The organism is Actinoalloteichus spitiensis RMV-1378, assembly GCF_000239155.1.
Taxonomy (GTDB): domain Bacteria; phylum Actinomycetota; class Actinomycetes; order Mycobacteriales; family Pseudonocardiaceae; genus Actinoalloteichus_B; species Actinoalloteichus_B spitiensis.
Map to the genome: position 1 here is coordinate 1 of NZ_AGVX02000066.1, position 13823 is coordinate 13823.

The window sequence follows — 13823 nt, forward strand, 5'->3', positions numbered from 1 at the left end:
TCCCGCCACTTCGACCGGCTCCCGCTGCCCGCCCCACCCACCCGGGGACGCCGCATCCCCGAGGGCGGCACCGTCCTCATCACCGGCGGTCTGGGCGCCGTCGGCCAGGTCCTCGCCGAACACCTGGTGACCACCCGCCGCACCCGCCTCGTCCTCACCGCGACCACCCCGCTGCCCCCCGAGGACCAGTGGGACGACCACCTCGCCCACCACGACCCGACCAGCGACCGCACCGCCCAGCACATCACCACCCTGCGCCGGCTCAGCAGCCTCGGCGCCGACGTGCTCGCCCTCGCCGCCGACGTCGGCGACCCGGCGGCGATGGCCGACGTGCTCGACACCGCCCGCCAGCGGTTCGGCCCCCTCGACGCCGTCATCCACGCCGCCGGCACGATGCGCGCCGACCGGTACGGACCCGTCGTCGACCTCGACCGCGCCGCCTGCGAGGAACACTTCCACTCCAAGGTCACCGGGCAACGCGTCCTGCACGACCTGCTCCACGAGGACGAGGCACCCGTCCGGCTCGCCGTGTCCTCGATGTCCACCCTCCTCGGCGGACTCGGCCACGGCCCCTACGCCGCCGCCAACGCCGCCCTCGACGCCCAGTCCGTCGCGCTCACCGACACCACCCCGGCCCGCTGGCAGACCGTCGACTGGGACACCTGGCTCACCGACGGCGTCGACCCGGGCACCCTGGCCCCGGCCATCCGCGACTACACCCACGACCGGTCCGAGGGCACCGACCTGTTCGAACGGACCCTGTCGCTGTTCGACCGGGCCCCGCACCTGGTCGTCTCCTGCGGCCCGCTCGACGAGCGCATCGCCACCCTCACCGACTCCCGGGGCACCGACCGGACCCCGGCCCTCCGCCACCCCCGGCCCGAACTCGACATCCCCTACGAGGACCCGGCCCCCGGCGACGAAACCCACCTGGCCGCCATCTGGTGCGAGGTCCTCGGCCTCGACCGCGTCGGCGCCAACGACGACTTCTTCGACCTCGGCGGCCACTCCCTCGCCGGCGTCCGGGTGATGACCCGCGTCCGGGCGCGCTTCGGCGGCACCAAGGCCGACGTGCTGATCGCAAACCCGACCGTGCGGCGCCTGGCCAGGGCCCTCGCCGCCACCGCAACCGCAGGAACAGGAGACCAGTCGTGACCAACGTCGGTGTGGTCGGCTCCGGAGTCATGGGGGCCGGCGTCGCGCAGAACCTCGCGCAGCACGGGCACCCCGTCGTGCTCGTCGACTCCGATCCCGACGCCCTCACCCGGGCCAGGGAGACCATCGACCGCAACTGCCGGATGTCCCGCTTCCTCGGCGGCCCCGACCTCGACGCCGAGGAGGTCCTCGGGCGCATCACCACCAGCGAGGACCTCACCGCGCTCGCCGACACCGAGGTCGTCATCGAGAACATCACCGAGAACTGGGACCTCAAGAAGGACCTCTACCCCCGGTTGGACGCGGCCGTCCGCGACGACGCCGTGTTCGTCGCGAACACCTCGGCCATCCCCATCACCCGGCTGGCCTCGCTCACCCGCCGGCCCCAGCGGTTCGTCGGCGTGCACTTCATGAACCCGGTGCCGATGAAACCCGCCGTCGAGATCATCCCCGGCGAACACACCTCGGACGAGGCCCTCGCCACGGTGCGGACCCTGCTCGACTCCATCGGCAAGAAGGCCATCCCCGTCAACGACGCCTGCGGTTTCGTCTCCAACCGCGTCCTCATGCTCACCGTCAACGAGGCCGCGTTCCTGGTCCACGAAGGGGTCGCCGACGCGGCCACCGTCGACGAGGTGTTCCGCAGCTGCTTCGGCCACCCGATGGGACCGCTGGAGACCGCCGACCTCATCGGCGTCGACACCATCCTGCACAGCGTCGAGGTCCTCCACGACCACTTCGCCGACAGCAAGTACCGGCCCTGCCCGCTGCTCAAACGCATGACCGACGCCGGACACCACGGCCGCAAGACCGGCCGGGGCTTCTACACCTACGACGGCGCAGCCCCCGCGCCGACCACCCCCTGACCCGCCACCCCCGGAGGACCAAGACCCATGTCCCAGGACGTCCGCGCGGAGATCCGCCAGTTCATCACCGGCCGCTTCCCGCAGCTCACCCTCGACGACGACCAGGACATCTTCGCCCTAGGATTCGTCAACTCCCTGTTCGCGATGGAACTCGTCATGTTCGTCGAGCAACGGCTCGGCGTCCGGGTGCCCAACGACGAACTGCGCCGGGAGAACTTCAGCTCGGTCACCGCCATCGCGGCCCTGGTCGAGAGGGTCGGCACCGGCACCGAGGCCACGGCGGGCTGACCGGTGACCACCACCGACACCCGAGAACCCGCGCCACCGGCCCCGCCCGACCCGACCCGGGTCCGCGAGTTCGTCGACACCGAGATCCGCCCCCGGGTGGAGGAGTACGACGAGGACGAACGGGTGCCCGACGACCTGCTGCGCCGCGTCACCGAGCTCGGCCTGTGGGCCCCGTTCCTCCCCGAGGAGCACGGCGGCACCGGCACCGACATGGTCACCCTCGCCCGGCTCCACGAGGAGGTCGGGCGGGGCTGCTCCTCCCTGCGGAGCCTGCTCACCGTGCACGGCATGGTCAGCTGGTCGGTGTGGCGCTGGGGCGACCAGGACCAGCGGGACCGCCTGCTGCCCGGACTGGCCGCCGGCCGACCGCTCGCCGCCTTCTGCCTCACCGGACCCGAAGGCGGCAGCGACACCTCCGTGGCCGCCACCAGCGCCGAACCCGACGGCGGCGGCTGGGTCCTGACCGGGCACAAGAAGTGGATCACCGGCGGTCAACTCGCCGGCCTGTTCCTCGTCTTCGCCCGCACCGGGAAGGCGATGACCGCGTTCCTCGTCCCCGCCGACGCCCCCGGCGTCACCGTCCGGCCCCTCTCCGGAATCCTCGGCACCCGGGCCAGCATGCTCGCCGACATCCGCTTCGACCAGGTCCGGCTCGGCCCCGACGCCGTGCTCGGCCCACCCGGCTGGGCCGCCGCCACCGTGATGACCTCGGCCCTGGACCTCGGCCGGCTCAGCGTCGCCAGCGGCAGCGTCGGCATCATCGGCGCCGCCCTCGAAGCCTGCGCCGAGGTCACCGCCACCCGCCCCTCCGGAGACGGGGTCCTCGCCGACCGCCAGCTCGTCCGCCGCATGCTCAGCGACATGATCACCAACCGGCGGGCGGCCCGCCTGCTGTGCGCCGAGGCCGGACGGCTCCGCGACACCGACGACCCGGGCGTCGTCACCGCCAGCTGGGTCGCCAAGTACTTCGCCGCCACCGCCGCCGCCCGCGCCGCCAGCGACGCCGTCCAGATCCACGGCGCCCTGGGCTGCGGACCGCGCTCCCCGGTCGCCCGGCTCTACCGGGACGCCAAGGTCATGGAGATCATCGAGGGCTCCACCGAACTCCAGCAGACCGCCATCGCCGACCACGCCCACCGGGAGGTAACGCCGTGACCAGCACCCCCACCGCCGGCGAGGCCGCGGCCGCACCGACGCCCCGGCCGGGGCAGATCAAGTGCGTCGTGTGGGACCTGGACAACACCGTCTGGGACGGTGTCCTGCTCGAGGACGACCAGGTCACCGTCCGCCCCGAGGTCGTCGCCGAACTCCGCCGCCTCGACGAGCTCGGCGTCCTGCACTCCATCGCCAGCCGCAACGACGCCGAACTGGCCATGCGACGACTGCGGGCCGAGGGCCTGGACCACTACTTCCTCTACCCGAAGATCACCTGGAACCCCAAGTCCGCCTCCATCGAGCAGATCGCCAGGGACCTCAACATCGGCCTGGACGCCCTCGCCTTCGTCGACGACCAACCCTTCGAACGCGAGGAGGTCCGCTTCGCGCTGCCCGAGGTGACCACTGTGGACGCCGCGCACATCACCGAGGCGCTGCGCCGCGACGAGTTCCGCCCCCGCTTCGTCACCGACGAGTCCCGGCACCGCCGCGCCATGTACCGCAGCGCCGCCGTCCGCGACCAGGCCGAACAGGACTACCAGGGCACCAGCGAGGAGTTCCTGGCCACCCTCGACCTCCGGTTCACCATCTCCCGCGCCGAGGAGGCCGACCTCCAACGCGCCGAGGAACTCACCGTCCGCACCAACCAGCTCAACTCCACGGGCCGCACCTACTCCTACGAGGAACTCGACCAGCTCCGCCGGTCCGAGGACCACCTGCTGCTCGTCGCCGCGCTGACCGACCGCTACGGCGACTACGGCAAGATCGGCCTGGCCCTCGTCGAACGCGGCGACGAGGTCTGGCACCTGCGGATGATGCTGATGTCCTGCCGGGTGATGGCGCGGGGCGTGGGCACCGTGCTGCTCAACCACGTCATGCGACTGGCCAAGGCGGACGGCGCCAGGCTGCGGGCGGATTTCGTGGAGACGGGCCGCAACCGCATGATGTACGTGACCTACGCTTTCGCCGGGTTCCGCGAGCTCACCCGCGACGGCGACTCCGTGGTGTTCGAGTCCGACCTCGAGGTGGTGCAACCCATGCCCGGGTACCTGACGGTGGAGACACGATGACGGCTTCCCGCTGGTTGCCGTTCGGCGTGCCCGACCGCGCCGCGCCCCGGCTGTTCTGCTTCCCGCACGCCGGCGCCAGCGCCGCCGCCTACGCCGAGTGGCGTCGGCTGGCGCCCCCCGAGGTCCAGGTGTGCCCGCTCCAGCCTCCCGGTCGGGCCGAACGCATGGCCGAGACCGCGCACCGCGACCTCGGCCCGCTGCTGGACGAGCTGCTCGACGCCGTCGGAGACCAGTTCACCGGCCGCTACGCCCTCTACGGGCACAGCATGGGCGCGCTGGTCGTGTTCGAACTGGCCCGGCGGCTCCGCGCCGGGGGTGCGACCCCGCCGGCGCACCTGGTGGTGTCCGGGCGCACCGCGCCGCAGCGCCCGAACCCCCGGCGGGTGCTGCACACGCTGAGCACGGCCGAGCTGATCCCCGAACTGCGGCGCATCGGCGGGACCCCGGAGGAGGTCCTCACCGAACCCGCCCTGCTGGAGCTGTTCCTCCCCACCCTGCGCGCGGACTTCGCCGTCAACGAGAACTACCGGTACAGCGAGGAGGCACCGCTGGACGTGCCGTTGACGGTGTTCGGTGGCGACGACGACCCCCGCGCCAGTGAGGAGGAGCTGGGGGAGTGGGCCGCGCAGGCCGGTGCCGGCTGCACCGTGCGGGTCCTGCCCGGCGACCACTTCTTCCTGGTCCCGCACGCCAAGGAACTGGTGACGACCGCGACCGGAACGCTCCTGGGCTGACCGGGGAGCCGTGGCCCGGACCGGGAGCGCGTCCCGCCCCGGTCCGCCCGTCGGCCGGGGTCCACCCGGCCCGCCCCGCCGTCCGTGCCCTCGGGTTTCGGTGGCGGATCACACCGGTCGCGTGGGTCGGCGTGCCCGCCTCGGTGTCCCGGTCCCGGCGCGGGCGGCACCGCCTGGGCGTCCAGGGATCCGCGGCCCAGGCGCACCCACCAGCCGGGGGTTCCGGTGCGCGGACGTGACCGTCGTGCCTACCGCCCAGCCAGGACCGGCACGGTGCTCGTCGTCCCGCTGGTCGGTCCCGGCGTCGACCGGGACAGGTGCATCGAGTTCCTCGCCGAACGAGGTTTCGGGGAGACAACGAAGTCAGCCTGTTCGCAGTTCCCTATTGAATCTTCGTGTTGCAGCGGTACGTGTTGCGAGCGAAGAGGGACGTGTGAGCAAGTTCTGGCAAGTGCACTGGGTGACGAGACGGCACGCCGCAGAGGTGAGCGATCACCCAGTGTTGAAGGAGTGGGCCGACCTCGACGTACGGGAGGAGGCCGCTCGGATCGACCCGGGGGACGTGTTCTTCACGGACCCGAACTACCAGGTGGACCCGCGGCTGACGCTGTACACGACGCGTTCGGCGTTCGCGCATCTGGCCAGGGAGACGCGGCGGAACTACGCCGGGGACTGCTGTCTGTTCTTCAACTTCCTGTGGCAGCGGGGCAAGAACTGGTGCGATGCCGAGGTCGAAGACCTGCTCGATTTCGAGGACTGGCGGCGATGGTCGCCTCGGAATCCTCGGCGGATCGGCGGCTCGAAGTGGGACCGCGAGCTGTCCGCGCTGGCCCGGCTCTACAAGTGGGCGGCGGCGAAGAGGTATGTCGCGGCCAACCCGGTGGTGATGCGGGAGGTGTTGGGCCGCCATGGCGAGATGGTCAGCGTTCCAGCCCAGCGGGCGAAGGACGCGAGGTCGAGCAACGTGAAGTGGCTGACTCCGCGGGCCTACCGGTTGTGGAGGGACGTGGGTCTGCGCGGCTACACCGCGGACGGGCGCCGGGATCCGTCGTTTCGGGGCCGGAACGACGACCGCAATGCCGCCTACTCCGACCTGCTGTTTTCGTCGGGGATGCGTTTGTCGGAGGGCGGTTCGCTGCTGACTTTCGAGGTGCCGGCCCTGGAGGAGAGCGTGAAGCGCTTCTTCGACGGGCGGCTGGCGAAGGCGGCCACGAAGAGCCGGCGCGAGCGGACGTTCTACGTCGCCGTTGAGGATCTGCGGTCGGTCGCCGCCTACGAGCGGACGACGAGGCGGGCGGTGATCCGCCGGGCTCAGGCCAAAGGCGTCTACGAGGCGATGGACGACATCTGGGTCCTGGAGAAGCGGTCCGGTCGGCAGCGGTCGATCCTGCACTTCTGGGACGAGAACGGGCAGTCGGTCCAGCGGCCTCTGTCGTCGCTGGACGTCGAGGACCGTCAGCGCCTGTTCGTTGAGGGAGATAGCGGTCTGGAGCCGTTGTGGCTGTGGCTGTCGCAGGACGGGCGCCCGTTTCAGCCGCATTCGTGGGAGGCGGTTTACCGGGCGGCGTCCGAGCGCTGCCGCAGGGTGCTGGAGAGCAAGGTTGCCCAGCCCCCCCTACTTCACACCCCATATGGCCAGGCACTCGTTCGCGTTGAAGGTGCTGGTCGCGCTGATGCACGCGCTGGACAAACGGTTCGGACTCACGCCGGAGGAGCGGCGGGACTTCCGCCTGCTCTATGGGGATGCCTGGCGGATGGTCAAGGACCTCCTCGATCACGCGAGCGAGGAGACCACCCGCAAGATCTACCTCGCTCCCGTTTCGGATCTGCAGATTAGGTCGCTGCTGCTGGACGAGGCCGACCCCGGCACCAACGAGCTGCTGAGCCGGATCGCGAAGATGTCGGAGCGCGTCCTGGACAGTGAGGCACTGGTATGAGTACGCGAGGACGACGCGCTGTGTTGCCCGGGGATGAGGGGCACCGGCGCAAGCCGCCGCTGGAGCCGGGTGATCTGCTGGTCTGGCACGTGGCCGAGGACGGGGCGAACAAGGCCAGTTACGACTTCGGCCAGCTGGCGGTCGGTCCGCGGCTGCAGCGCGAACTGGCGGAGGCGTTCGCCGTTCAGTGCGGGCCCACCGGCACCTGGAAGACGCTGCCTTCCAGCCGGGAGACCTGGTTGATCTTGCTCTACTTCAGCCGTTTCCTGGCCGAGCAGGAGCACGTTCCGCAATCTCTGGGCGAGTTGACTGCGGACATCTGGGCGGCCTGGCGGCTGAGCCGCACGCCGAACTCCACGGGCAGCCGGCAGGTCCGCAAGGTCGCCCGGCTGCTGAAGCAGCATCCGCTGGTGCCCGAGGAGACCCGGAAGCTGATGAGCAAGCGGATGCCGAAGGAGAAGGCGCCGAAGGAGACCGCCTACAGCGACGCCGAGTTCGACCGCATCAAGCTGCTTGCCACTCAGCGGTTCCGACCAGCTCTGCATCGCATCCGTGCCAACCGGCAGCACCTCCTTGGCTGGCGGGCGGGCCAGTTCGAAAGAGGTACAGACGGCTGGCTCATCGGTGAGGCACTGGACCAGCTGATCCGCACCGGCGAGACGCCGTTCTTCATCCGCCCGGACGGACGCCACCGCCCCGACCCGCGTTACACCGAAGCCCTGGGCGGCAACCGGGCCGAGGACACATGGATGCGGCTGTTCCTGACCACCGATGAGGGTTGCGCACTGATGATCCTGATCATCGCGGCCTACGGGTGGAACGCGACACCGGTCGTCGAGATGAAGGTGCCCGATGCCAGCCCCGACGCAGGCAACGAGGGACAGATCATCTACCGGGTCGAGCTGGAGAAGCGGCGCCGCCGCCCGGCGGACCGCTATGAGACGAGGAACCTGGCCGACTGGGGAGCGAACTCTCCCGGACGGCTGATCACGCACGCGATCGAGTCCACCGCCCCGGCACGGGAGATGCTGAAAAACGTGGGGGCACCCACCGACCGGCTGATCGTCTGGCGGCTCGCTCAGCGGCGGGCCGCCTACGGCGAGGGGACGGCCGGCCTGTTCGACGGCCACTTCCACGCCAACGTCTGGCGCAACTGGCGCCAGGAGCTGGGCGGCGAGGTCTCGTTGAACCTGCGGCGCCTGCGCAAGACCGTGGTGATCGCGCATCAGCGGCAGCCCACGCAGCACAGTCAGGACACCCACGACGGTGCTTATGTCCTGCCGGACCCGCGCACGCACGCGGCAGCCCAACCGGTGATCACCGACGGGGTCGAGGAGGCGATCGAGGCAGCCAGGTCGTCGTTCAAGGCCCAGATCAGCCGGACGGACACGGACGTGGACCAGGACACCACGACCACCAGCTGCAGCGACTACACCCACAGCCCGTTCGCGGAACAGGGGGTGCCTTGCCGGGCATCGTTCCTGCTCTGCACGGCCTGCCCGAACGCCGTGATCACCCCGCGTCACCTGCCGCGGCTGGCCTATCTGCTGTACGTGCTGGAGGAGTTGAGGGCGGTGCTCTCGCCGGAGGTGTGGGACCAGGACTGGCGCGAGCCCTTCACGCGGCTGCGGGACCTGCGCAAGGCCCCCGACTTCACCAACACGGAATGGAACGACGCCCTGGAGAAGGCAAGTGCCCACGAACGAAGGGTCATTGACCAGCTGCTGAAGAAGGGATTAGACGCATGACCCTGGCCTTGAACCCCCGCTTCGCGGCCCGGGCGGCCGACGCCTTCGTGTTCGATCCCGACCGGGCGGTCGAGGGCCGCCGCGACTTCGTGCCCCGCTACGGCGACGACGGCTGGTCGTTGCTTGCGCTGACCCAGAACCCCTCGCAGACGGATGACATCATCCGCTGGCGATGGTTCCCCGAGGTCTTCAGGGAGCCGTTCCGTTACGCATCCTGGACTTTGATCAACTACCCGCTGCCCGACAGGGACGTTGCCCTGCGCGGCGGCGCCATGCGCTCCAAGCTCAGCGTGGGCCGGATCACGAGGACGGTCAGCGACTGGTCGATGTTCGCCCAGTGGCTCGACGAGCGCGGGATCAAGCAGCTCTCGCTGGTGACGGCCGGGGACTTGTCGGACTACAGCCACCATCTCGACAAGGTGCGAGGGCTGGCTCGCAACACGGTCACCAGTCATCTGATCGCGCTCTCCCGGCTGCACTACTGCGGACTGCTGTATCTGCCCGACGCCGACCGGCTCGTCGCACCGCCCTGGGGCGCGGAAGGCATGGACGACTACCTGCCGGCGGCCTCGCCGCTGGGCGAGAACGTCACCGAGCCGATCGCCCCGGCGACGATGGGGTCGTTGCTGGTCTGGGCCCTGCGGTTCGTCGAGGAGTACGCCGACGACATCCTGGCCGCCTTCGAGGAACACCGACGGCTGGTCGAGATCGCGGAAGGGCTGAAGGGCCCGTTCAAGAAGGGATCGGGTCGGCGGCTGGTCACCTACCTCGAACAGTTGGAGGCCGAGGGCAGGCCCGTCCCGGCATTGATCAGAGACACGAAGATCTCGACGCCCGGGGTGTTTCTGGCCGGGCTGACGGGGACTCCGATCGCCAAGGTCCACCAGGTCATGAACTATCCGCGCTGGAAGGCATACAAGGTCCAAAATCCCGGCCGGTGTCTGCTGGACACCCCCATCACCGCGAAGCTGGGCGGGGAGCCCTGGCACGGTCCGTTCGACTTCCACGACGTCCCCGGGGTCCTGAAACACCTGGTCACCGCCTGTTTCATCGTCCTGGGCTATCTCACGAGGATGCGGACGGGGGAGATCCTGGCGCTGGAGAACGGGTGCTGCCCGGATCCGCAGGGGCCGCCGGAGGCGGCCCGGCGGCACCTCATCTATGCCCGGCAGTTCAAGGTCGCCCGCGACGAGGACGGCAATCATCAATCCGCCGGAGTCGTACGCGAAGCTCCCTGGGTGGCAGTCCCACAGGTCGTCACGGCAGTGCGGGTGCTGGAACAGCTCGGCGGGCACGGACTGCTGTTCGCAATCGAGGTCCACGATCCGCTCCAGCCCGAGCGCCGCAGCGGCAGGTCGCTGGCGATCGCCACGATGAGCAACCGCATCGAGTCGTTCATCGAGTGGGTCAACACCCATGCTCATAACCGGGGACGACAGGCTGAGGCAATCCCGGCCGACCTGCATGGGCGGGTCGGCACGGGCCGCTTCCGCCGCACTCTGGCCTGGCACATCGCCCGCAGGCCGGGCGGGCTGGTTGCGCTGGCGGTTCAGTACGGGCACATGCGCACGCTGATCAGCGAGGGCTACGGATCGCGCTCGCGCGGCGGCATCCACGACCTTCTCGACTTCGAAACCGCCCGCAACGTCGCCGAGCAACTCAGCGAGGTCTACGAGGCCATCCAGGACGGCGAGGGCGTCTCGGGCCCCGCCGCGAGGCGTCTGATCAACGCCGCCGTCCAGGAACACCACCGCTTCGGCGGTCTCATCACCTCCGTTCGTCAGGCCAAAGACCTGCTGGCCGACCCGACCCTGAACGTCTTCGAGAACAAGGAGGCATTTCTGTTCTGCAACTACGACCGGGCCAAAGCGCTCTGCCATCCCGGCCGCAACGCGAAGAGCGAGACCCCCAGCCTGGACCGCTGCAAGGTCAACTGCGCGAACATCGCCCGCACCGATGCCCACGCACATCAACTTCGGGAAGCGGCCGATGACTTGGGTCGTCAGGCCGTCTCTGGCCTGGTTCCCGAACCGCTGGCCGACCGGCTGCGGGAACGGGCCCAGGTCCTGGCCGAGCTCGCCGACCAGCACGACCACGACCGCGTCCTGGCGGCAGCGGGGGCCGACTTGTGAGCTACGACAACGAGAGGAAGAACATCAGGGCCGCGATGGACCGGCTGCTGGCCGGCACCCCGCTGCGGTCCGACGGAGCGCTGACCGTCCTCGCGCTGGCCGCCGAGGCGGACGTGAAACGGCACGTCCTCACCCACCGGCATACCGACCTCAAGGACGAGTTCTACGCGAAGGTCCGAGCTCAGGGACGGGTCCCCGACAGCGAACGCAAACTGAGGGCCGAGCTGAAGAAGACCAAGGAGCGACTGGCCGAGCTGATCGAGGAGAACAAGCGACAGCAGGCCGAGATCGAGACATTCGCCCGCGTGGTGAACGTCCTCACCGTTGAGAACCACCAGCTCCGCGGCCAGTCGGGGCATAAGCGAGCCCCCGTGACGGCCTTGCGCCCGGACCCCGAGCCCGGCTCGTAGTCGCGCCGCCTCGTCTCGTCCTGACCGCGGAGCGGTCAGGACGAGACCACAGAACCAACTTTCTCCGCTGTTACACGGAGTCACTGTCGGCGTACGCCTGAGCGTGCTCAACCCCGTACAGGTGAACGTGCTCAGTTGATGATGCGCTGACCACGGGTTCCCGTCAGTCCGCAGTGGACGGTCGACAGCGTCAGACGGCCGGGCACATCTCATGCCACCTTGATGACAACCTTGCCCGAGGTGTGACCGTTCTCGACGGTGGCGAGGGCGGCCGGGGCGTCGGAGAGCGGATGGACCGCAGTGATTACGGGTGCGAGGAGTCCGTCGAGGGCCAGCCGGGCCGACCGCTCCAGGTTCTCGCGGTCGACGCGACGCTCGACGAAACGCCCACCGAGATCGGGCACAGACATATCACCCACAGCGATGACGTTGCGGGGATCCCGGGCCAGCGGAGCGACCGTCCGCAGCGAGGTGCCTCCGACCAGGTCGACGATCCCGTCGAAGCCGTCCGGAACCAGCCCGCGTGCCGCGGCGGCGACGTCCTCGGCGGTGTAGTCGATGAACCGCACCCCGATGGCCTCGGCGTGCTCGCGTTTGGCGGTACTCCCGGTGCCGATCACACGCAGCTCGCGCCCGATAGCCAGCCGGGCGACGGCGAGGCCGACCCCGCCCCCGACTCCGTTGACCAGGACCGTGGCACCGGCCGGGAGACTGAGCTGGTCGAGCACGTCCACCGCGGTCGTCCCGGCTACCGGCAGCGTTGCCGCCACGGTCGCGGACAGACCCTCCGGGATGCGCGCGGTGTTCGGCGCGGACAGCACCGTCGTCTCGGCGTAGGTGCCGCCACCGGTGAGTGCGAAGCCGAAGACCGCGTCACCCACCTCGAGCCCGTTGACGTCCTCGCCCCGGGCGAGAACGGTTCCGGCTGCCTCCATGCCCAGCACGCGGGGAAACGGACGCCCGCTGTCGAGCCCGTCGACCAGACCCGAGCGCAGAACGTGGTCGAGGGGATTCACGCCGGCGACGTCGACCCGGATCAAAACCTCGCCGCGACCGGGGACGGGATCGGGACGATCGAAGAACTCCTGCACCTCGGGCCCGCCATACCTGCCGAAACCCCACGCCTGCCCCATCTTCCGCCGCCTCTCGTACGACCGACCCGGTGATTCCGGACGTTGTCACCATCCTCACCTCTGACATTGATGTGAGGGGCAACCGGCTGAGATGCAGATCACAGCATCAGGCCGACTGCGCCACCGGGTTCCGGGGCCGTGGACAGCTCCGCCCGGTGCCGGCTGTTGGCCCTGATCAGCACGTCGAGTGCATCCCGGGTCTCGATCAGGTGCGCGATGTCGGCGTCGATCCGGTCGCGCTCGCGCATCATCGCCGTGAACGTCTCCTCGGCGACGCCCAGGTCACCCGGGACGTCCACACACGGCAGCACAGTCGCGATCACCCTGCTGGACATACCCGCGTCGAACAGCTGTCGGATGAGTGACACGCGCTGGACCGCAGCATCGGAATAGTGACGCTGCCCCGCGTCGGAGCGTGAGCTGGTCAGCAGGCCCTGCTCTTCGTAGTACCGCAGTGAGCGCGGACTCACGCCCGTGCGCTTGGACAGCTCGCCTATCCGCATCCCTGAGAGCCTACGCCCGCGTGCTCCAGGTTCAGACCGCCGTCGAGTCATGGACGCTCGCGGACACCCCCACGGCCGCAGGGTTGTCCTCCCGGTCCCGCGACTGAGCACGTTCGTCTGTACACGCCTGAGCACTTTTCCCGGTACGCCGACAAGTCACCTCACCAACCCAGACCAGGAGTCAAATGAGAGATCGCTACAACACAGCCAGAGTTGACAGGGAAGCCGGGTGCCCGTTCCACGGCGACGCGGGCTGGGGCGCTGGATACGCGACAACGACCCGGACGGCTGGGCCGAGGCAACCGGGTTCGACCGCGCCATCCGCCCCGGCTACCCGCACGCCACCAGGCAAGGGCAGGAGTCGCGCCGCCGGTAGTTGCCGCACCGCTCCTGCTCTCCTCCGGGGCGGGTCGACCTCGACCCGCCCCAGGTCCAGGAGGAAGGAGCAGCTGCGGTTGATCACCTGCGACTCGGCAGACGTGGCAGTGGACAGCGCGGAGGAGGACGGTCACCCCGACGGATGCTCGTCGTGGTCGTGCCGGTCCGGGGAGCCCGGTGATCACGGACACCGCGAGCGCGGGCATGAACACCGCGAGGACGCCACCGCCACAGGTCGTGGCGGCACCACCGGGCTGGTGGGCTCGCGCACGCGGGGTTCGGAGCGGCGGCGGCGGCCGATATCGCTCTCGGTC

13 protein-coding genes are annotated in these 13823 nt (G+C 69.8%); 11 read left to right on the forward strand and 2 right to left on the reverse strand.

Annotated features, from left to right (window positions below):
• The 10 genes from ACTIDRAF_RS27025 to ACTIDRAF_RS0203310 form a co-directional block, all read left to right on the forward strand.
• Positions 1–1155 (forward strand): SDR family NAD(P)-dependent oxidoreductase (locus ACTIDRAF_RS27025; RefSeq protein ID WP_039785589.1); only part of this gene is annotated, 1155 nt, incomplete at its 5' end.
• Positions 1152–2021, forward strand: coding sequence for a 3-hydroxyacyl-CoA dehydrogenase family protein (locus ACTIDRAF_RS0203270; RefSeq protein ID WP_016697287.1), 870 nt, complete (start codon positions 1152–1154; stop codon positions 2019–2021). The genes ACTIDRAF_RS27025 and ACTIDRAF_RS0203270, both read left to right, overlap by 4 nt.
• Before the next feature lie 27 nt (positions 2022–2048).
• Positions 2049–2309: an acyl carrier protein gene (locus ACTIDRAF_RS0203275; RefSeq protein ID WP_016697288.1), complete on the forward strand. Its 261-nt coding sequence runs from the start codon at positions 2049–2051 to the stop codon at positions 2307–2309.
• Positions 2310–2312: 3 nt separating this feature from the next.
• Complete coding sequence (locus ACTIDRAF_RS0203280) at positions 2313–3464, forward strand: acyl-CoA dehydrogenase family protein (RefSeq protein WP_016697289.1); 1152 nt, start codon at positions 2313–2315, stop codon at positions 3462–3464.
• On the forward strand, positions 3461–4534 hold the full coding sequence (locus ACTIDRAF_RS0203285; protein WP_016697290.1) for an HAD-IIIC family phosphatase: 1074 nt from the start codon (positions 3461–3463) through the stop codon (positions 4532–4534). Before ACTIDRAF_RS0203280 ends, ACTIDRAF_RS0203285 begins: the two co-directional genes overlap by 4 nt.
• Positions 4531–5268 carry a thioesterase II family protein gene (locus tag ACTIDRAF_RS0203290; protein ID WP_016697291.1) on the forward strand — a complete coding sequence of 246 codons (738 nt, stop codon included), beginning with the start codon at positions 4531–4533 and terminating at the stop codon, positions 5266–5268. The genes ACTIDRAF_RS0203285 and ACTIDRAF_RS0203290 overlap by 4 nt, the downstream gene beginning before the upstream one ends.
• A 433-nt stretch (positions 5269–5701) precedes the next feature.
• Complete coding sequence (locus tag ACTIDRAF_RS27030; RefSeq protein ID WP_211215261.1) at positions 5702–7105, forward strand: site-specific integrase; 1404 nt, start codon at positions 5702–5704, stop codon at positions 7103–7105.
• 120 nt (positions 7106–7225) lie between these two features.
• Positions 7226–8953 (forward strand): hypothetical protein, encoded by a 1728-nt coding sequence (locus ACTIDRAF_RS0203300; RefSeq protein WP_016697292.1) that lies wholly within the window; start codon positions 7226–7228, stop codon positions 8951–8953.
• Positions 8950–11085, forward strand: coding sequence for a hypothetical protein (locus ACTIDRAF_RS0203305; protein WP_016697293.1), 2136 nt, complete (start codon positions 8950–8952; stop codon positions 11083–11085). The genes ACTIDRAF_RS0203300 and ACTIDRAF_RS0203305 overlap by 4 nt, the downstream gene beginning before the upstream one ends.
• Positions 11082–11495 carry a hypothetical protein gene (locus tag ACTIDRAF_RS0203310; RefSeq protein WP_016697294.1) on the forward strand — a complete coding sequence of 138 codons (414 nt, stop codon included), beginning with the start codon at positions 11082–11084 and terminating at the stop codon, positions 11493–11495. Before ACTIDRAF_RS0203305 ends, ACTIDRAF_RS0203310 begins: the two co-directional genes overlap by 4 nt.
• A 209-nt stretch (positions 11496–11704) precedes the next feature.
• On the opposite strand, the gene ACTIDRAF_RS0203315 is transcribed toward ACTIDRAF_RS0203310, so the two are convergent.
• Positions 11705–12628 carry an NADP-dependent oxidoreductase gene (locus tag ACTIDRAF_RS0203315; protein WP_026065732.1) on the reverse strand — a complete coding sequence of 308 codons (924 nt, stop codon included), beginning with the start codon at positions 12626–12628 and terminating at the stop codon, positions 11705–11707.
• 98 nt (positions 12629–12726) lie between these two features.
• Entirely contained in the window at positions 12727–13131 is a 405-nt protein-coding gene (locus ACTIDRAF_RS0203320) for a MerR family transcriptional regulator (protein WP_016697296.1), read from the reverse strand.
• Positions 13132–13360: 229 nt separating this feature from the next.
• Between ACTIDRAF_RS0203320 and ACTIDRAF_RS33560 the strand changes: the two genes are divergently transcribed.
• On the forward strand, positions 13361–13507 hold the full coding sequence (locus ACTIDRAF_RS33560; protein WP_157162820.1) for a hypothetical protein: 147 nt from the start codon (positions 13361–13363) through the stop codon (positions 13505–13507).
• Positions 13508–13823 lie beyond the last annotated feature (316 nt).